Origin of the sequence: Sutterella sp. KLE1602 (assembly GCF_001578585.1) — a bacterium.
Classification (GTDB): Bacteria; Pseudomonadota; Gammaproteobacteria; order Burkholderiales; family Burkholderiaceae_F; genus Sutterella; species Sutterella wadsworthensis_A.
In genome coordinates this window covers 1-18,153 of record NZ_KQ968527.1, presented here as the reverse complement: position 1 = coordinate 18,153, position 18,153 = coordinate 1, and the positions used below count along the sequence as shown (strand labels likewise).

Sequence of the window (18,153 nt, the reverse complement as noted above, 5' to 3'; positions counted from 1 at the left end):
AAATTCAAACCGAAGCACCATTTTTTTGCACGTCCACCGCAAAAAGGCTCTAGAATTTTCGGCACTATGCTAGTTCTCGGTATTGAATCCTCCTGCGACGAGACGGGAGCCGCCCTGATTTCCGACAAGGACGGCCTCCTCGCAGACGCCCTCTACTCCCAGATCGACATGCACCGCGCCTACGGCGGCGTCGTGCCCGAACTTGCGAGCCGCGACCACATCCGGCGCGCCGTCGCACTCGTCGACGAAGTGCTCGTGAAGGCGGGCAAGACCCGCGGAGACATCGACGCCGTCGCCGTGACGGAGGGCCCCGGACTTGCCGGCGCCCTGCTCGCAGGCGCGGGCGTTGCGCACGCCATCGGCTGGGCGCTCGATGTGCCCGTGCTCGGCGTGCACCACCTCGAGGGGCACCTGCTTGCAGCCCGTCTTTCGGATCCCGCTCCCGAATTCCCGTTTCTTGCCCTTCTCGTCTCGGGCGGCCATACCCAGATCATGAAGGTGGAGAAGTTCGGCAGCTACGAGCTTCTCGGCCAGACTCTCGACGACGCAGCGGGCGAGGCCTTCGACAAGACCGCCCAGCTGCTCGGCCTGCCCTACCCGGGCGGCCCCGCCGTGTCCGCCCTTGCCGAAGAGGGCGAGCCCGGCGCCATAGAGCTTGCCCGTCCGATGATCCACGCCCCCAATCTCGACATGAGCTTCTCTGGTCTCAAGACCTCCGTGCTCACCGCCGTCCAGAGTGCTCCCGACGCAGGAGACGAAGTCTTCCGCCGTAATCTCGCCCGCGGCTTCGTGGACGCTCTTGTCGACGTGCTCGCCGCCAAGCTCGTGCGCGCCATGAAGCAGACGGGGCTTCGCAACGTCGTCGTCGCCGGCGGCGTGTCCGCCAACCGCCAGCTCAGACAGCGCCTCACCGCCGAAGTCCGCCGCCGTCGCGGCACGATCTTCTATCCGCCCATGCGGCTCTGCACCGACAACGGCGCCATGATCGCCGCCGCAGGCCTCGCACGCCTCGAAGGCATGACGGCAGAGGAACTCGAGGCGCTCAAGGCGAAGCGCAGCTTCGGCGTCAGCCCCCGCTGGCAGCTCTCAAGCCTCTGACCTCCGCCCCACGGCCCTCAAAACTGAAAAAGGATCCGATCTTTCAGATACGGATCCTTTTTTTGTTGGTCGAGTCTTTGCTGCAGGTCCCGATGAAGGACTACTCCTCGTTCGCGCAGTCGACGGGGATGCCGCCGAGCACGTCGACGAGCACCTTGGGATCGATGCCGACCTGATAGCCCCGTCGCCCGCCGTTGATGAAGATATGGTCAAGCTCGAGAATGGTCTTCTGGACGTAGACCGGCATCTTCTTTCGGGTGCCGAAGGGACTCGTGCCGCCCACCATGTAGCCTGAATTGCGCTGGGCCTGCTCGGGCTTGCAGGGCGCAACATGCTTGGCGCCGATCTGTCGGGCGAGGTTCTTCGTGGAGACCTCGCAGTCGCCGTGCATCAGGATGACCAGCGGTCTGGCGTGCTCGTCCTCCATGATAAGCGTCTTGATCACGTGATGATGATCAATCCCGCAGGACGAGGCGGCCAGCGCCGTACCGCCGTGCTCGACGTATTCGTAGGACTTTTCCTCAAAGGGAATGTCGTGCTGCCTGAGCCACTGGGTGGCGGGCGTCAGGCTCTGGTGCTTCACTTTCGAACTCATTTTCTACTTGCGTGCCTTTCTTATATAGAGGAAGCGGAAAGAAGGATTGTGCCCGAAGCGGGCGGATGCGGCGCGTGCGCCGTCTCCCGCCCATGCCCGAGCGCAAGAACGGAATGCGACTTTACCTTGCGGGGCTCAGTCGGCATCCTCCTCGCGAAGTCCCTTGGGAAGCGGAAAGACGACGTTCTCCTCGACGCCTTCGAGCGCCACGGCATGCTCGGCGTTGAGGTTGGCCTCAAGATAACGAAGCACGCCCTGGACGAGGGATTCAGGGGCGGAGGCACCCGCCGTGATGCCCACGCATGCAACGCCCTCGAACCACTTGGGATCGATGTGCTCGGCCGTGTCGATCAGATAGGCGCGGGCCCCCTCGCGTTCGGCCACTTCGCGCAGACGATTGGAGTTGGAGCTTGTGGCGGAGCCGATCACGAGCACGATGTCGACGCCCGAGCGGGCGAGAAGCTTGACGGCCTCCTGGCGATTCGTCGTGGCATAGCAGATGTCCTGGCGCTTGGGTTCCTGAATGAAGGGGAAGCGGTGCCTGAGCGCGTCGATCACGGCCTGACTGTCATCGGCGCTGATCGTCGTCTGGGTGACATAGGCAAGCGAGTCATCGTTCGTGTAGGGCAGCGCTGCTACGTCGGCGGTGTTCTCGACAAGCTCGATGCCGCCGTCGACCTGGCCCATCGTGCCCTCGACCTCGGGGTGACCGGCGTGACCGATCATCAGCACGGTGCGTCCTTCGGCGCGCATGCGGGCAACCTCGCGATGCACCTTGGTGACAAGCGGACAGGTGGCGTCGAAAACGCGGAAGCCCCGGCGCTCCGCCTCTTCAGACACCGCCCTCGGCACGCCGTGGGCCGAGAAGACGACCGTCGCACCCTCGGGCACCTCGGCAAGATTGTCGACGAAGACTGCGCCGCGCTCACGCAGACTGTTGACGACCGTGCGGTTGTGCACGATCTCGTGCCTGACATAGATGGGCGCGCCGTAGATGGCAAGCGCACGCTCAACGATCGCGATGGCGCGCGTGACGCCCGCGCAGAAACCGCGCGGCTGGGCAAGGAGAACCTTCATGACTGTCATTTCCTCGTGACTGACTTTGCTTGTCGGAGGCCGCAGACGCTGCCTGACGGAGCGCATATGCCTGCCGCAGTCCCTCCTAAGAGGTCGCAGGCACGCGTGCGGACGAAAATTTTTCCATTAAGTCTAAAGTTTTTTGGGAAAATCCGCACACGCATCAAAAAAAACGGGTAGAATGCGCTCCACGCTCAAATCTGCGCACTGCCGACTCCCTGTACTGACACAGTGGGGCGTCAGCCTGCCATGCGGTGTCATGCACTGCAGAGACAGGTGGCATGCGAACATGAGGAGGCGTATAATTTCTCTTTTATGCGCTCGCGTGGCTGCCCGAGAGGGACTGGCCTGCGAGATGTTTTATTTTCATTTCACTGGAGTTAGAGATGGCACGAGTGTGTCAAGTCACCGGTAAGGCGCCGATGGTCGGCCATCACGTCTCGCACGCGAACAACAAGACCAAGCGTCGTTTTATGCCCAATCTGCAGTACCGCCGTTTCTGGGTTGAAAGCGAAAACCGTTGGGTTCGTCTGCGTTTGACGACGGCTGGCCTTCGTACGGTTGATAAGATTGGTATTGATGCGGTTCTGGCGGACCTCCGCGCCCGCGGCGAAATCTAATTAAGGGAGTTTCACCATGGCGAAAGGCGCTCGCGAAAAGATCAAGCTTGAATCCACGGCCGGTACCGGTCATTTTTACACCACCACGAAGAACAAGAAGACCTCTTCCGGCAAGATGGAAATCTCCAAGTTCGACCCGGTGGCTCGCAAGCATGTGATCTACAAGGAAACGAAGCTCAAGTAATCTGAGCATTCGATTCGGCGAAAAAGCTCGGCAATTCATATCGGCCGGGCTTTTTGCTTGTCCGAGGACAGGAAAAGTCTCCGACCGCTGCCCCCGACTTCAGGAGAAGTCTGGGGCAGCGTCATTTTTAGGGTAGCGGCGTGCAAACCGTTACGGGCGGTCCGTCAGTCCGCGTCAGTCACGCTGGAGTACGGCGGCGAAGAAGCCGTCGGTGCTGTTGACATGCGGGAGCATCTGGAAGTAGCTGCCGAAGCGCTCCCACTGGGAGGCGTCGAACTGAATGCCCTGCTGCGCGAATACGTCGGCCGCGGGCACGAGATGCCATTCGGGATGCGCTTCGAGGAAGGCCTCGACGACCTCCTGGTTTTCGCGCCTGAGCATCGAGCAGGTGGCGTAGACCATGCGGCCGCCCTTCTTCACGAGACGCGAGGCGTGCTCGAGCACATCCTTCTGGATCTTGTTGATGCGATCAAGTTCGGACGGGGCGAGACGCCACTTCAGGTCGGGGTTTCGACGGAAGGTGCCGGTGCCCGTGCACGGCGCGTCGATGAGCACTCGGTCGAACTTGCCCTGCAGGCGGCGGATGCGTTCGTCTCGCTCGCTGCGGATCGCGATCGGATGCACGTTGGAGAGACCCGCTCTGCGCATGCGGGGCGTAAGGCCCGCAAGGCGCTTTTCGTTGACGTCAAAGGCATAGAGGCTGCCCGTCGAGCGCATCAGGGCGCCGATGGCGAGCGTCTTGCCGCCCGCCCCCGCGCAAAAGTCGCAGATCATTTCACGGCGGCGCGGGGTGAGCAGGCGGGCGATGAGCTGGGAACCCTCGTCCTGAACGTCCACCTTGCCTTCCTTGTAGATCGGCCACTGGGTGAGTCCGGGCTTCGTCGGCAGACGAACGCCGTCGGGGCTGAAGGGCGTCGGATAGGCCTCGACGCCGTTGGCGGCGAGCTCCTGAAGAACCTCCTCACGGCTGGCCTTCAGGAGATTGACGCGCAGATCGAGCGGAGCGCCCTCGAGCATCGAGGCATAGAGCTCCTTCGTGTCATCGTACTGGGCTTCGAGGAGACTGTAGATCCACTCGGGCAGTTCGGCCTGAATGTGGGGGGGCGCCTTCGAGAAGTCTGCGGCGAGCACGTTCTTGAGGGGGCCTTCCTCGCGGCCGATGGAAGCGGGCGGGAGGGACTCGATGCCGTGTTGGCGTGCAAGCGTCGCGAGAGCGACAAGGCGGGGCGCACGGGCGGGAGGCACGGGATGCATAGCCCAGGAGAGCGTGCCGAGATGGCGAAGCGCATAGTAGATGCCCTCGGCGATAATGCCTCGGTCGCGCATGCCCAGACGCGGGTTGCTACGGAAGAAGAGCTTCATCAGCACGTCGGCGGGACCGTCAAGCTTCAGGATGACGCCGAGCGCTCGGGTGAGCTCGTCGACGATCAGGCCCGTGATGCGGACTTGGCCCGGCTGGAGCGCAGTCATGCGCTTTTCGGGCGTCTTCGGGCCCTTCGCGTAGCCGCCCATGGCGCGGGCCTCCTCGCGGCGGCGCTTGTCGGCGGCGCGCTGGCGCTCCGTGCGGCGGGGCGACTCAGTGCGCTCGGTCTTGCGGGGCTTCTGCATCGCAAACGCGCGACGCTTCGGGAACTTGGTTTCAGCCATATGTATTCAGCGGTAGTTAAAGCAAAAAGGAAGCGACCCGAACCCCTGCGGGGCCTGCGCTTCCTCCATGAGGCCGGCGAACGGACCGTCCGCCGGCGCGGTGTTGTCAAAAAACGGTCAGCAGCCGAAGATCGTGAGCGAGCGGGCGGTCTCGTCGTTGCAGACGGTGCGGCCGTCCTCACAGCGGACGCGGCCTTCGAGAATGGCGCGGACGCACTTCGGATACAGCTGGTGCTCGTAGACGAGGCTGCGGTGCGCAAGCGCATCGGCATCGTCGGACGGCAGAACGGGCACGACGGCCTGGCCGATGATCGAACCGCCGTCAAGCACGGCCGTCACGAAGTGAACGGTCGAGCCGTGCACGCGGCAACCCGCATCGATGGCGCGCTGGTGCGTATTGAGGCCGGGGAAAAGCGGCAACAAGGCGGGATGGATGTTGAGGATCTTCCCCTCGAACCTAGAGACAAAGCCCTCCGTCAGAACGCGCATGAAGCCCGCCAGAACGATCACGGCCGGATCATAGCGGCTGATGATGTCGGCGAGTTCGGCCTCGAATGCCTCGCGGGAGTCGTAGGCCTTGTGGTCCATGGCCACGGCCTCGATGCCCGCAGCGCGCGCGATGTCAAGACCAGCCGCCTGAGGGCGGTTGGAGATCACCGCCGCAATGCGTGCATTGCAGGCGGACTCCCAGTTTTCCTCGCGGCTCGTTCGAAGGATCGCCTCGAAGTTGCTGCCGCGGCCGGAGATAAGAATTACGATGTTCTGCATAGTGGCGTCATTCTAAACCAAAGACCGTGCACACTTCGGGCGGGGCAGAAGAAATTTTCCGTATAATCGGAACTTTCCCCAATCCAGCAAAAGGCCGTTCAAGTCATGCACATTTTCCGCGGTCTGCCTTCTCCGCTCCAGCGCCGTCCGTCGGCGGTCGCCATCGGCAACTTCGACGGCGTCCACCTCGGTCATCAGGCGCTTCTCGAATACGTGAAGGAAGCCGCGCAGGCGCGCGGACTCGTTCCCTCCGTCGTCACCTTCGAGCCCCATCCGAAGGACTTCTTCGGCCGTGGCGGCGAAGTCGCGCGCATCTCCACGCTCTACGACAAGGTGAACGCCATCCTTGGAACCGGCATCGAGCGCATCTACATACTGCCATTCAACTCGCGTCTGGCCTGCATGCCGGCCGAGACGTTCGTGCGCGACGTCCTTCTCAAGGGACTCGACGCCTGCTGGATGAGCGTCGGCAAGGATTTCCGCTTCGGCGGCGACCGCGCGGGCAGCGTCGAGCTTCTTGAAGAGCTCTCCCGCACACTGCCCTACGAGCTCTACGTCTCCCCGACCTTCTATCACAAGGAGGCCCGCGTGAGCTCCTCGCGCATCCGCGAGGCCCTCGCCGCAGGCGACCTCTACGAGGCCGCCCTGATGCTCGGTCGTCCCTACAGCATGACGGGCCGCGTCATCCACGGCGCCGCGCTCGGCCGCACGCTGGGCTTCCCCACGCTCAACATGGCGCCGATTCCGCCGGGCAGCCACTCCCGTCCCGCCGTCACGGGCGTCTTCGCCGTCCGCATCCACGGACTCGGACAGGCCGTTCAGAACGGCGTCGCCTCGATCGGTATCAAGCCCACGGTCGCAACCGACGGGTGCTGGCTTCTCGAGACGCACGTCTTTGACTGGAGCGGCAGCGCCTACGGCCGCATCATCAAGGTCGAGTTCGTCGAACGCCTGAGGGGAGAGAAGAAGTTTTCCGGTCTTGACGAGCTCAAGGCCGCCATCGAGTCCGACGCCGATCATGCCCGTCGGATTCTCGGGTGCGTCCGTCCTCAGGCGGACGTCCCCCTTCAAGGCATGAATCCTTAACCCTTACCTGAAGAGCCCGAGGGGGCCAGGAGTACTGACCATGGCAAAAGAAGCCGGATCGGCCGCCGACACCAAGAAATACCCGCTCAACCTTCCCGACACCCCGTTCCCGATGCGCGGCAACCTGCCCAAGCGCGAACCGGAATGGATCAGGGAGTGGGACGAAAAGCACATCTACGAACGCATCATCGACGCCCGCCGCGACGCCAAGAAGTTCATCCTTCATGACGGTCCTCCCTACGCCAACGGCAACATCCACGTCGGTCACGCCGTCAACAAGATCCTCAAGGACATGATCCTCAAGGAAAAGACCCTTGAGGGCTTCCAGGCCCCGTACGTTCCGGGCTGGGACTGCCACGGCATGCCGATCGAAGTGCAGATCGAGAAGATGCACGGCAAGAACCTCCCCGTCGACAAGATGCAGAGCCTTGCCCGTGCCTACGCCCTCGAGCAGAGCAAGCTCCAGCTAGCCGACTTCAAGCGCCTCGGCGTTCTCGGCGACTGGGACAACCCCTACCGCACGATGAAGTTCAAGAACGAGGCCGAGGAAATCCGCGCCCTTGCCGCCGTCGTGAAAAAGGGCTATGTCTACCGCGGCCTCAAGCCCGTGAACTGGTGCTTCGACTGCCAGTCCGCCCTGGCCGAAGCCGAAGTCGAGTACAAGGACAAGAAGAGCCACACGATCGACGTCGCCTTCGAGCTCGCCGACGAGGACCGCGCACGCGTCGAGGAAATCTTCGGCCACAGCCTTGAAAAGCCCTGCTTCAACGTCATCTGGACGACGACGCCCTGGACGATTCCCGCCAACCAGGCCCTGAACATGAACCCCGAGCTCGAATACGGGCTCTACGACGTGGGCGACCGCCTTCTCATCCTCGGCACGGGCCTCGCCGAAGCCGCGCTTGAGCGCTACGGCATGAAGGGCGAGAAGATCGCTACCGCCATGGGCGACAAGTTCGAGCTCGTGCGCTTCCGTCATCCTCTCTGGCACGTCCACGAGGGCTTCCGCCGCTTCTCGCCCGTCTATCTCGCCGACTACGTCGACGCGACGGCCGGTACGGGCATCGTGCACTCCGCTCCCGCCTACGGCGTGGACGACTTCATCTCCTGCAAGAAGCACGGCATGACGAACGACCAGGTCCTCACCCCCGTGATGGGCGACGGCACCTACTCCGAGTCGCTTCCGCTCTTCGGCGGCCTCAACATCTGGGCTGCGGCCGACAAGATCTGCGAGACGATCGCCGTTGCAGGCAACCTGCTCTCCCACGGCTCGATCGTGCACAGCTACATGCACTGCTGGCGCCACAAGACCCCGCTCGTCTACCGCGCCACGAACCAGTGGTTCGTCCGCATGGACGCTCCGAACGCCGACACGCGCGGCGTGCTCGACACAGAGGCGAGCGAAAGATCCCTTCGCGATGCCGCCCTCGAATGCGTCAAGGCCACGAAGTTCTTCCCGACCTGGGGTATCAACCGCCTCTACGCGATGATCGAGAACCGTCCCGACTGGTGCATCTCCCGTCAGCGCAACTGGGGCGTTCCGCTCCCCTTCTTCATGCACAAGGAAACGGGCGAGCTGCACCCGCGCACCCTTGAGATCATGGAAGAGGTCGCGAAGATGGTCGAGGAAAAGGGCATCGAATCCTGGGCCACCGCCAAACCCGAGGACTTCCTCACTGCCGACGAGGCCGCCAACTACGTCCGCTCCACCGACATTCTCGACGTGTGGTTCGACTCCGGCGTCACGCACTACACCGTGATGCGCGGCAGCCATGCCGACGAACTCGCCTGGCCGGCCGACCTCTACCTGGAGGGCTCCGACCAGCACCGCGGCTGGTTCCACTCCTCGCTCCTCACGGGCACGATGATCGACGGCCGCGCGCCGTACAAGATGCTTCTCACCCACGGCTTCGTCGTGGACGAAAAGGGCGAGAAGATGTCCAAGTCCAAGGGCAACGTCGTTCGTCCGCAGGAAGTCAGCGAGAAGTTCGGCGCTGAAATCCTCCGTCTCTGGGTCGCCTCCACCGACTACTCGGGCGAGCTCCGCCTCGGCCAGACGATTCTCAAGCGCGTCGTCGAAAGCTACCGCCGCGTGCGCAACACGCTGCGCTTCCTGCTCGCCAACACGTCCGACTTCGATGCTTCGAAGGATCTCGTGCCTGTCGAGAACCTGCTCGAGCTCGACCGCTGGGCCCTCGCCTATACAGAAAGGTTCCAGAAGGAAGTCCTCGCCGAGTACGGCGAATTCCGCTTCCACAACGTCGTCTCGATGCTCCAGACGTTCGCGTCCGCCGACCTCGGCAGCTTCTACCTCGACGTGCTCAAGGACCGTCTCTACACGACGGCTCCCGGCTCCGAGGCCCGCCGCTCCGCTCAGACGGCCCTCTGGTACATCACGAAGACGCTCCTGCGCCTGATGGCTCCGGTCCTCTCCTTCACGGCCGAGGAGGCCTTCAAGGTCTTCTCGCCCAACGAAAGCGAAACGATCTTCACGGAACGCTTCGAACCGCTGCCCGAAGTGGCCGGCGCCGAGGCCCTCCTCGCCAAGTGGGACGCCGTCCGCACGGTACGCGCCGACCTTCAGAAGAAGATCGAAGAGCTCCGCGGCGAAGGCCAGATCGGCTCCTCGCTTCAGGCCGTCGTCCGCATCGAGGCCGCTCCCGCCGTCTACGACGCTCTGGCGTCCCTCGGCGACGAGCTCCGCTTCGTGATGATCGTCTCCGCCGTCGAACTCGTGAAGTCCGCCGACGAGGAGACGCACTTCGCCGTCTCCGCTTCGAAGGAAGGCAAGTGCGAGCGCTGCTGGCACTACGTCGCCGGCATCGGCAGCGATGCCGAGCATCCGACGCTCTGCCCGCGCTGCGCATCCAACCTCTTCGGCGCCGGTGAAAAGCGCCTCTTCGCCTGATGCGGCGGCCTGAGGAAGCCCTCATGACGGACGCCTCCGCCCGCCCGACCCCCGCGAAGTTCGCCGCCTGGCTCTGCCTCGGACTCTTCGTCCTCGGCATTGATCAGGCGACGAAGATCTGGTTCGAGCAGAACTTCTCGCTCGGCGAGGTCCTGCCCGTGTGCACGGGATTCAATCTGGTCCTGGCGCACAACACGGGCGCGGCCTTTTCGTTCCTGGCCGATGCGGGCGGCTGGCAGCGCTGGGCGTTCGCGGCCCTCGCCGCCGCCGTCATCGTCGCGATGATCGTGCTTCTCGTGCGCAACAGCCACCGCAAGCTGCTGAGCCTCTCGCTCACGCTCATCGCGGCAGGTGCGCTCGGGAACATGATTGACCGCACCGTCTACGGCTACGTCGTCGACTTTCTCGACTTCTACTGGCAGGGCTGGCACTGGCCCGCCTTCAACGTCGCGGACGTCGCCATCTGCGGCGGCGCCTTCTTCCTGATCATCGACGAACTGAGAAGCGGACGCAGATAAGTCATTTCGGGCATCACCGCTCCTCAATGAGGGACTGGAAACCAAACGGATTCCAGTCCCTTTCCTTTTACCTTTCACCTCCCGAAAACGCATCCCGCACAAGTTTTTTCAGCTTTTTCACCCCCATTGAAACGGCGCTCAAAGTACAATCACACGGATTGAATATCCCGTTCCTGCCCCGCCACCCGTACACGCGTCAACGCCTCCTATGGAACACTCCCTTCCCCTCATTTCAACACTCGTCATCGCCTTCAGTCTGGCGCTCGTCTTCGGCTTTCTGGCCGAGCGCCTCTTCAAGGCACCTCCGCTCGTCGGCTACCTTCTGGCAGGCATTGCTGCGGGCAAGTACACGCCGGGCGTCTTCGCCGACGCGGCCCTTGCCCAGCAGCTCTCCGAAATCGGCGTCATGCTGCTGATGTTCGGCGTCGGCCTCCACTTCTCCGTTCGAGACCTGATGAACGTCAAGGGCATCGCCGTGCCCGGGGCCGTGCTGCAGATGTTCATCGCCACCCTGCTCGGCGGCCTCGTCGCGCACTTCATCTGGGACTGGCACTGGGGGGATGCACTCGTGCTCGGCATGTGCCTCTCGTGTGCATCGACGGTCGTGCTTCTCAAGGCGCTTGAAGTGAGAGGAATCCTGCAGAGCATGGACGGCCAGATCGCCGTCGGCTGGCTCGTCGTCGAGGACGTCGCCACCGTGCTTATCCTCGTGCTTCTGCCGCCGCTCGCCGGCCTTCTCGGCTCCGACGCCGCGCCAGGCATTACGGGTAAGGACATTGCGATCCAGATCGCCATCACGATCGGCAACGTCATCGCCTTCATCGCCGTGATGATGCTCGTCGGCCGCCGCGTCCTCCCGTGGATCATGGCTCAGGTTGCCCGCACGGGCTCCCGCGAGCTCTTCACGCTCTTCGTGCTTGCCGCAGCCGTTGGCATCGCCTACGGCGCCTCCGCCATCTTCAACGTGAGCTTCGCCCTCGGCGCCTTCTTCGCAGGCATGGTGATGCGCGAGTCGAAATTCGCCCACAGGGCGGCCACCGAATCGCTCCCGCTCCAGGACGCCTTCTCCGTGCTCTTCTTCGTCGGCGTGGGCATGCTCTTTGACTGGCACATCATCATCGAGGCCCCGCTCTCCGTCCTCACCGTGCTGCTCATCATCATGCTCGGCAAGGGTCTCGCCGCCTTCGGCCTCGTCTACGTGCTGCGCTACCCGCTGCACACGGCCATCACGGTCGCCGCCTCACTCGCACAGATCGGCGAATTTTCGTTCATTCTCGTCGGTCAGGCCAAGGGCCTCGGCCTGGCGACCGACTACACGGTCAATCTGATCGTGGGCGCCGCCATTCTGTCGATCGCACTCAACCCCGTCGTCTTCAGCTTCATCCCCGCCATCGGCAGAGAGCTGACCTCCCGTTGGGCCTGGGCGCGCGCCGCCGCGCTGCGTGAAGCACCCTTCGAACGCGTCTCCAACGAAACGACCGCCGAAAAGCTTCACAACCAGATCGTCATCACGGGCAAGAGCCGCCTGTTGCCGCCGCTCGCCACCGAGCTTCACAAGGCAGGCGTGGCCGTCGTCGCCATCGTTCAGGATCATGACCTCGCCACCGAACTCGACAAGCTCGACGTCACGGTCATCGTCTGCAACCCCGCCGATCCGCAGGCCATGGTCGCTGCGCATCTCAAGAACGCCGGCATGCTGATGATCCTCGACAACTCGACCACTTCGCTGCGCATCGCCGAAGCCGCCCGAGCTGTCAAGGGTGACACGCCCATCACGATCGTGGCTCCCGATCCCGGCATCTGGACCGACGTGCCCGGCATCGACGGCGTTCGCTTCGTGAGCAGCTATGAAAGCGCCGCCGAAAAGATCTCCGTCGACGTGAACACCGCCTTCGCCGAAAACGCTCCCATCGGCACCATCATCAACACGAAGCTCGCCGAGGCGACGGCCCGTGAGGAGGAACGAACCGAGAACACCGAAGACAAGGACAGGGATGAAACCGCCGCTCCCGAACAGGCTTCCGTCTCCGTACCTCAGTCCGAGACTACAGGCGTTGCGCCCGCAGCACCCTCCGATGCCTCCATTGAGCTTCAAGCCTCTTCCGCTCCCTCCGCCGAAGCAGTCGAATCCGTTTCCCTCTCCGAAGGATCGGGAGCCGAAACCGCCGTGCCGACGGAAGAGAAGGCAGCAGGCGAAACGAAGGATCGTCCCGGCATCTTCAGCTTCCTGCGTCGCAAGCAATGACTGATTGCTCCCTGTCGCTTCCGCTAAAATGAACGGGCGCGGCCTTCACCATCCGTGAAGGCCGCGCCTTTTCTTATGGAGATTCTCATGACGACACTGCGAAGCGTCACGCTGGCCATAACGGGCGGGATTGCCGCCTACAAGTGCTGCGAACTCGTGCGCGGTCTGAAAAAGGCCGGCATCGACGTACACGTCGCCATGACGGAGCATGCCGCCGCCTTCGTCGGCCCCATCACTTTCGAGGCGCTGACGGGCCATCCCGTCGCCCTCACGGAATGGGCGCCGGGTCCTCAGGGCTCCATGCCGCACATCGAGCTCAACCGCTCGAACGACCTCCTCATCGTGATGCCCGCTACGGCGAACATCATCGCCAAGGCCGCTCACGGCATCGCAGATGACCTCGTCTCCACCATGATCGCCGCCAGACGCCAGCCCGTCCTGTTCGTGCCCGCCATGAACCGCTTCATGTGGGAGAATCCCGCGAATCTGCGCAACGTCGAGCAGCTCCGAAGGGACGGCGCCCTGTTTGCGGGCCCCGCCTGCGGCTTTCAGGCCTGCGGCGACGTCGGTGCAGGACGCATGGTTGAGCCTTCGGAAGTCCTTGACCTGCTCCCCGGACTGCTTGCACCCAAAAGCCTCAGCGGAAGACGCGTCGTCATCACGGCGGGGCCCACCTTCGAGCCCATCGACGACGTTCGGGGCATCACCAACAAAAGTTCCGGACTTCAGGGATACGAAATCGCCCGCGCCTCCCGTGATGCGGGCGCCGACGTGACGCTTGTCTCGGGTCCCGTTCACCTTCCGACGCCCTTCGGCGTCAAGCGTGTTGACGTCACGACGGCCGCGGAAATGCTCGCCTCCGTCGAAGAAGCCCTCAAGGCAAACGGCGCGGACGTCTTCATCGGCGTCGCCGCCGTGGCCGACTGGCGCATCGCCACCGCCGTCAGCGGAAAAATGAAGAAAACGGACGGCCGCCCCCCTGAGCTTCGCTTTGAAGAAAACCCCGACATTCTCAGAACTGTCGGGACGCGCAGCGACGTAAAGCTCAAGGTCGGCTTTGCTGCCGAGGCTGAAAACCTCGAGGCCTATGCCAGAGGCAAGTGCATCTCAAAACACGCGGACCTGATCGTGGGCAACCTTGCACGCACAGCCATCGGAAGCCCCGACAACTGCGTGCTCCTTGTAACGCCAGAGAGCGCCGAAGCCTTCGGGCCTGCCTCCAAGCGGGAGGTTGCACTGAAAATCGTCAGCCGCATCGCCTCCATGCTCAATTCTCAAACCTCACTCATTCAGAACCATGCAGATTGACGTCAAAATCCTCGACGAACGCATGCGCGAACGCATGCCCGCCTACGCCACGCCCGGCAGCGCAGGCCTCGACCTCCGTGCCCTTCTTGACGAGCCTCTCGTCATCAATCCCGGTGAAACCGTGCTGGTGCGCACAGGCCTCGCCATCCACATCGGAGATCCCGGCTATGCCGCCCTGATCCTCCCACGCTCGGGGCTCGGTCACAAAAAAGGCATCGTGCTCGGCAATCTCGTTGGTCTCATCGACAGCGACTATCAGGGCGAGCTGATGATCTCGACCTGGAACCGCGGTCAGGCACCCTTCACGCTCGAACCCTTCGAACGCCTCGCTCAGCTCATGATCGTGCCCGTCATGCAGGCGGACTTCCGCGTGGTCGATGAGTTCGACGAAAGCGAACGCGGCGAAGGCGGCTTCGGATCCACGGGCAGGGGCTGACCTCTCTCCAAATGAAACAGGCTTCCACACGGAAGCCTGTTTCATTTCAGTGATCTCAAACAAACGTCAGTCGCGCTCGTTCCAGTCCTGTTCGTCGTCCTCATCCTCATCGTCGCCGAAAAGGATGTCGTCGAGCGCCTGATGATCCTCAAGCGAAAGACCGCTCCTCTGGTCCCGCCCGAGAGAGTTGCTCGCGTCCACGACGAAGACAGGGCGGCGTTCGGACGAGAACATCACTTCAACGCGGGCGCCTGCAGCATCCTCATACCCCGGGATGTCGTTGGCAAGCCTCCCATCGCCCGTCAGGCGGTCGGCGGCAGGACTCTGGAAAGCCTCGAGATATGCGTCGTGCAGAGAACGGTCGACCTCAATCCAGCAACCCCATGTGAAGCTCGCATCGTCTTCGTAGGCGAGGGGAACCTCAACCACGCCGAAAAGATAGGTGCGGCCGTCCATTCTGGCAAAGTCATCGGTATGGACGGCGCCGCGGCGGTAGCGCTCGAGCGAATCCAGCATCCAGATCTCGTCCGGAAGCTTCATCTGAATGTCGCGGCAGAGCTCGTTGATTTCAGTCATCAGGCTTCTCCTTCAGGACCGTCCTCCGACAAACGGGACGGCTTCTGGTCATTGTAGTCGGCGGCAGGGATTTCAAACACCACTTCCTCACCGCCCGCATCGGTTCGGATGTCGAAGACGACCTTTCCACCACCCGCCAGGCGGCCGAACAGCAGCTCTTCGGCCAGCGGACGGCGGACCTTGTCGGCAATCAGGCGGCGCATCGGACGCGCCCCCATGTGCGGGTCGTAACCGTTTCTGGCCAGCCAGGCGCGGAAGTCCGCCGAATAGACGGGCTCGACACCTCTGGCTCTGAGCTGATCGGAAAGCTCGGCAAGGAATTTGTCCACGACGGACGCAATGGAATCCACCGAAAGCGGCGCGAAGCGCACCACGGCGTCGAGTCGATTGCGGAACTCGGGCGTGAAGGCCATCCTGATGGCCGCGCCGTCATCTCCCGTCCTGCTTCCGCCGAACCCGATGGTGTTGCGCTCCATCTCTCGGGCGCCCACATTGCTGGTCATGATGAGCACCACGTTTCGGAAATCCGCCTCGCGGCCGGAGGCGTCGGTGAGCTTGCCGTGGTCCATGACCTGTAGCATCAGGTTGAAGAGCGACGGGTGCGCCTTTTCCATTTCATCGAGCAGCACGACGCTGTAGGGATGCTTCGTCACCTGCTCGGTGAGAAGCCCGCCCTCGCCGTGTCCGACATAGCCTGGAGGCGAGCCGATGAGACGGCTGATCGTATGCGATTCCGCGTACTCGGACATGTCGAAACGAAGAAGCTGTACGCCGAGCGCTCCCGCAAGCCTGCGGGCCACCTCGGTCTTGCCGACGCCCGTCGGCCCCGTGAAGAGGAAGGAGCCCACGGGACGCTCGGGACTGCCGAGCCCCGAACGGGAGACGCGGATCGCCGAAACGATTCTGTCGATCGCCTCGTCCTGACCGAACACAGCACTTCGAATGACCTTGTCGAGCGCGGCGAGCTCACCGTGCTCGCTCTCGGAAATCTGCTCGGCCGGAATGCGGGCCATGCGCGCGACGAGCTCGGGGAGCTTCTGCACGCCGACCTCGATGGGCGTCTCATTCCCCGCCTCCCTGTTCATGCGGGCTGCGCCGCCAAGCTCATCCACCAGATCGAGCGCCTTGTCGGGGAAGGGCCTGTCCGTAATCCAGCGATCGGCCAGCGCCACGGCCCTTTCTGCAACCTCGGGCGCGTAATGCACGCCGTGGTACTGCTCGAACTTCGGAAGCACGCCCGTCACGATGCGCAGAGCCTCATCTCTGGAGACAGGCGCGAGCTCCACCGTCTGCAGACGACGCGTGAGCAGATCGTCCTTGCTGAAGGTCTGGCGCCAGGCGCGGAAAGTGGACGTCGTGATGAGGCGCAGCGAATCGTCGCCCGCCAGATGACCGAGCGCGTTGTACTCCTCCTGCGAGTTGCCGTCGGTGCCGTTGATCAGCATATGCAGGTTGTCGATGAAGAGCACGGCTCCCGGCACCTTCTTGATGACGGAGACGATTTCCGAAAGCTTTTCGGCGAATGCGCCCTTGTAGCGGCTCGACATGGAGGAGGCGTTGAGCGCAAAGATGCGGAGCCCCCTGAGTGCCGCAGGCACGCGGCCCTCATGGATGCGAAGCGCAAGCCCTTCGACCAGCGCCGTCTTGCCCGCGCCCGTCTCACCGAGGATCAGCGGCTTGTTCTTGCGCCTGCAACAGAGGATTTCGCAGATGCGTAGCACCTCGGCGTCGCGTCCGATGAGAGGATCAAGCTCCCCTCCTGCCGCTGCCGCGCTCAAATCGCGCGTGCACCCCTGCAGGTACTTTTCCTCTCGGCTCAGGCCCTTCGCCCGGGGCTTGTCCGTCTCCACCGCCTCAGCCTGATTCTCAGGCTCGTCTCCAGAATCGCTCCCGGCAACCCGGTCGGCTAGACGGAAGATCATCTTCTTAAAAGCCTCCGGAACCTCGTCACCGTCATGGAGATTGATGCGCACGACCTTCCCGCCGCGTCCGTCGGCAACGACCTCGCCCCAAGACTCCGTCCCGGCCGTCGCTGCGCCCTCTCCTTCTTCCCCCTCTTCCACCTCTTCATTCCTGGCCTCCTCGTCGGGACCTCCAAACAAGAAGTCATCGAGAAAATCCGCCATGAAGCCTGTGGTCGCAGGCGGCGTCAGCGTATAGAAGCCCTGAGGACCGTGAAGCACGGCATCACGCCTGCGAAGCTCGGCAAGCGTAACCCCCGCCTGATCCCAAGCCTGGGAAATGACGGACCCTGCCGACATCACCGTCTTGATGGCGATGAGAATGTCATAGACGTCGACGACGCGATCGCGGCGCCCCGCGCTCATCACGTGGATGCCTGCATTGGCAAGCCACGAAACGACGCCGGCATCCTCGATTGCATCGAATTCCGGCAGGTCCGCAAGCGTCATGGCCTCGCACGACTCCACCTTGCGACAGACGTCTTCAGCCTTGGAGAGCCACGCCTGATTGGCCTGCTCAAAGCGCTCGACATCAAACCCGGCCTGCGAGAGCGCGTCCAGCGTCGCCTGATGCCTGCACAGGAAGGCAAGGAAAAGAAGCGGAACCCAGTCGTCGCTGGCTTCCTGCGCGCAGAAGAGCGTGGATCTGACGATCTCCTCCACGGCGTCCTGAAAACGATATTCCGTCATAAGCAGCTCCGGACAGTCAGAGGGAAAGGCCGCCGCCCTCGGCGGGCACGGCAATGCAGGTGAAGGGATAGCCGTCTCTGCGGGCCTCGCTCATGCATTTGGCGACAAGGCGAAGGGCCTTGACGCGCGGATAGACGCCTGCGATGCCCCTGCCCTGCTGATGCACGCTTCGCGTGACCGTCATGGCGTCGACCGGCGTGCGCTCGAAAATTCGGATGAGTACGTCGATCACCCAGTCAAAGGGCGTGTAGTCGTCGTTCAGAAAAACCACCATCCAGCGATCGGGCGACCTTTCCTCGCCCCTTTCCTTTTCCGCGGCCGTGCCGCAGGAAGAATCCACAGTCATAGCTGCCTTCCCAGTGTCGTGTGATCCGTTGAAGCTCCCCTGTCTGAAGACAGAGTATTCACTTTGACCGTCAGACAGCTCTTTCAGGGG

At 63.1% G+C, this 18,153-nt stretch carries 16 protein-coding genes; 9 read left to right on the top strand and 7 right to left on the bottom strand.

Features of this window, described 5'->3' with window-relative positions:
* The first annotated feature begins 66 nt into the window (after positions 1–66).
* Positions 67–1,098 (top strand): tRNA (adenosine(37)-N6)-threonylcarbamoyltransferase complex transferase subunit TsaD, encoded by a 1,032-nt coding sequence (gene tsaD, locus HMPREF3036_RS05110; RefSeq protein ID WP_062332151.1) that lies wholly within the window; start codon positions 67–69, stop codon positions 1,096–1,098.
* 100 nt (positions 1,099–1,198) lie between these two features.
* Here tsaD and ybaK read toward each other — a convergent pair whose 3' ends face one another.
* Both ybaK and ispH read right to left on the bottom strand, forming a co-directional pair.
* On the bottom strand, positions 1,199–1,693 hold the full coding sequence (gene ybaK / locus HMPREF3036_RS05105) for a Cys-tRNA(Pro) deacylase (RefSeq protein ID WP_005435648.1): 495 nt from the start codon (positions 1,691–1,693) through the stop codon (positions 1,199–1,201).
* Positions 1,694–1,828: 135 nt separating this feature from the next.
* Positions 1,829–2,770 (bottom strand): 4-hydroxy-3-methylbut-2-enyl diphosphate reductase, encoded by a 942-nt coding sequence (gene ispH / locus HMPREF3036_RS05100; RefSeq protein ID WP_005435647.1) that lies wholly within the window; start codon positions 2,768–2,770, stop codon positions 1,829–1,831.
* Positions 2,771–3,156: 386 nt separating this feature from the next.
* Between ispH and rpmB the strand changes: the two genes are divergently transcribed.
* Positions 3,157–3,390, top strand: coding sequence for a 50S ribosomal protein L28 (gene rpmB, locus HMPREF3036_RS05095; RefSeq protein ID WP_005435646.1), 234 nt, complete (start codon positions 3,157–3,159; stop codon positions 3,388–3,390).
* A 16-nt stretch (positions 3,391–3,406) separates the two neighbouring features.
* Positions 3,407–3,574, top strand: a complete 168-nt coding sequence (gene rpmG, locus HMPREF3036_RS05090; RefSeq protein WP_005435645.1) for a 50S ribosomal protein L33 — start codon at positions 3,407–3,409, stop codon at positions 3,572–3,574.
* Between the two features lie 174 nt (positions 3,575–3,748).
* On the opposite strand, the gene HMPREF3036_RS05085 is transcribed toward rpmG, so the two are convergent.
* Together HMPREF3036_RS05085 and purN are read right to left on the bottom strand one after the other, a co-directional pair.
* Entirely contained in the window at positions 3,749–5,221 is a 1,473-nt protein-coding gene (locus HMPREF3036_RS05085; protein ID WP_005435644.1) for an RsmB/NOP family class I SAM-dependent RNA methyltransferase, read from the bottom strand.
* 117 nt (positions 5,222–5,338) lie between these two features.
* Positions 5,339–5,989 carry a phosphoribosylglycinamide formyltransferase gene (purN, locus tag HMPREF3036_RS05080; RefSeq protein WP_062332148.1) on the bottom strand — a complete coding sequence of 217 codons (651 nt, stop codon included), beginning with the start codon at positions 5,987–5,989 and terminating at the stop codon, positions 5,339–5,341.
* Positions 5,990–6,094: 105 nt separating this feature from the next.
* Between purN and HMPREF3036_RS05075 the strand changes: the two genes are divergently transcribed.
* The 6 genes from HMPREF3036_RS05075 to dut all read left to right on the top strand — a co-directional run bounded on the left by HMPREF3036_RS05075 (position 6,095) and on the right by dut (position 14,490).
* Positions 6,095–7,075, top strand: coding sequence for a bifunctional riboflavin kinase/FAD synthetase (locus tag HMPREF3036_RS05075; protein ID WP_062332146.1), 981 nt, complete (start codon positions 6,095–6,097; stop codon positions 7,073–7,075).
* 40 nt (positions 7,076–7,115) lie between these two features.
* The gene (ileS, locus tag HMPREF3036_RS05070) at positions 7,116–9,983 is read left to right on the top strand and encodes an isoleucine--tRNA ligase (RefSeq protein ID WP_062332143.1); all 2,868 of its coding nucleotides are present in this window, start codon (positions 7,116–7,118) and stop codon (positions 9,981–9,983) included.
* 23 nt (positions 9,984–10,006) lie between these two features.
* Entirely contained in the window at positions 10,007–10,501 is a 495-nt protein-coding gene (gene lspA / locus HMPREF3036_RS05065; RefSeq protein ID WP_005435632.1) for a signal peptidase II, read from the top strand.
* Positions 10,502–10,709: 208 nt separating this feature from the next.
* Entirely contained in the window at positions 10,710–12,746 is a 2,037-nt protein-coding gene (locus HMPREF3036_RS05060; RefSeq protein ID WP_062332140.1) for a cation:proton antiporter domain-containing protein, read from the top strand.
* 87 nt (positions 12,747–12,833) lie between these two features.
* Positions 12,834–14,054, top strand: a complete 1,221-nt coding sequence (coaBC, locus tag HMPREF3036_RS05055) for a bifunctional phosphopantothenoylcysteine decarboxylase/phosphopantothenate--cysteine ligase CoaBC (RefSeq protein WP_062332350.1) — start codon at positions 12,834–12,836, stop codon at positions 14,052–14,054.
* Positions 14,044–14,490 carry a dUTP diphosphatase gene (dut, locus tag HMPREF3036_RS05050; RefSeq protein WP_005435627.1) on the top strand — a complete coding sequence of 149 codons (447 nt, stop codon included), beginning with the start codon at positions 14,044–14,046 and terminating at the stop codon, positions 14,488–14,490. The genes coaBC and dut overlap by 11 nt, the downstream gene beginning before the upstream one ends.
* A 66-nt stretch (positions 14,491–14,556) precedes the next feature.
* Here dut and HMPREF3036_RS05045 read toward each other — a convergent pair whose 3' ends face one another.
* From HMPREF3036_RS05045 to HMPREF3036_RS05035, 3 genes are read right to left on the bottom strand one after another with little or no spacing between them, the layout of a single operon-like run.
* A complete protein-coding gene (locus HMPREF3036_RS05045) occupies positions 14,557–15,066 on the bottom strand; it encodes a DUF2199 domain-containing protein (RefSeq protein ID WP_062332138.1) in 510 nt (169 codons plus the stop codon).
* The gene (locus HMPREF3036_RS05040; protein ID WP_062332135.1) at positions 15,066–17,717 is read right to left on the bottom strand and encodes an AAA family ATPase; all 2,652 of its coding nucleotides are present in this window, start codon (positions 17,715–17,717) and stop codon (positions 15,066–15,068) included. Before HMPREF3036_RS05040 ends, HMPREF3036_RS05045 begins: the two co-directional genes overlap by 1 nt.
* A 16-nt stretch (positions 17,718–17,733) precedes the next feature.
* Positions 17,734–18,063 carry an ATP-dependent Clp protease adaptor ClpS gene (locus HMPREF3036_RS05035; protein WP_005435621.1) on the bottom strand — a complete coding sequence of 110 codons (330 nt, stop codon included), beginning with the start codon at positions 18,061–18,063 and terminating at the stop codon, positions 17,734–17,736.
* Between the last annotated feature and the right edge of the window lie 90 nt (positions 18,064–18,153).

Bases quoted from the DNA above. Each gene is read 5' to 3' on its own strand.
- tsaD (WP_062332151.1), top strand. From the start codon at position 67: ATGCTAGTTCTCGGTATTGAATCCTCCTGCGACGAGACGGGAGCCGCC.
- ybaK (WP_005435648.1), bottom strand. From the start codon at position 1,693: ATGAGTTCGAAAGTGAAGCACCAGAGCCTGACGCCCGCCACCCAGTGG.
- ispH (WP_005435647.1), bottom strand. From the start codon at position 2,770: ATGAAGGTTCTCCTTGCCCAGCCGCGCGGTTTCTGCGCGGGCGTCACG.
- rpmB (WP_005435646.1), top strand. From the start codon at position 3,157: ATGGCACGAGTGTGTCAAGTCACCGGTAAGGCGCCGATGGTCGGCCAT.
- rpmG (WP_005435645.1), top strand. From the start codon at position 3,407: ATGGCGAAAGGCGCTCGCGAAAAGATCAAGCTTGAATCCACGGCCGGT.
- HMPREF3036_RS05085 (WP_005435644.1), bottom strand. From the start codon at position 5,221: ATGGCTGAAACCAAGTTCCCGAAGCGTCGCGCGTTTGCGATGCAGAAG.
- purN (WP_062332148.1), bottom strand. From the start codon at position 5,989: ATGCAGAACATCGTAATTCTTATCTCCGGCCGCGGCAGCAACTTCGAG.
- HMPREF3036_RS05075 (WP_062332146.1), top strand. From the start codon at position 6,095: ATGCACATTTTCCGCGGTCTGCCTTCTCCGCTCCAGCGCCGTCCGTCG.
- ileS (WP_062332143.1), top strand. From the start codon at position 7,116: ATGGCAAAAGAAGCCGGATCGGCCGCCGACACCAAGAAATACCCGCTC.
- lspA (WP_005435632.1), top strand. From the start codon at position 10,007: ATGACGGACGCCTCCGCCCGCCCGACCCCCGCGAAGTTCGCCGCCTGG.
- HMPREF3036_RS05060 (WP_062332140.1), top strand. From the start codon at position 10,710: ATGGAACACTCCCTTCCCCTCATTTCAACACTCGTCATCGCCTTCAGT.
- coaBC (WP_062332350.1), top strand. From the start codon at position 12,834: ATGACGACACTGCGAAGCGTCACGCTGGCCATAACGGGCGGGATTGCC.
- dut (WP_005435627.1), top strand. From the start codon at position 14,044: ATGCAGATTGACGTCAAAATCCTCGACGAACGCATGCGCGAACGCATG.
- HMPREF3036_RS05045 (WP_062332138.1), bottom strand. From the start codon at position 15,066: ATGACTGAAATCAACGAGCTCTGCCGCGACATTCAGATGAAGCTTCCG.
- HMPREF3036_RS05040 (WP_062332135.1), bottom strand. From the start codon at position 17,717: ATGACGGAATATCGTTTTCAGGACGCCGTGGAGGAGATCGTCAGATCC.
- HMPREF3036_RS05035 (WP_005435621.1), bottom strand. From the start codon at position 18,063: ATGACTGTGGATTCTTCCTGCGGCACGGCCGCGGAAAAGGAAAGGGGC.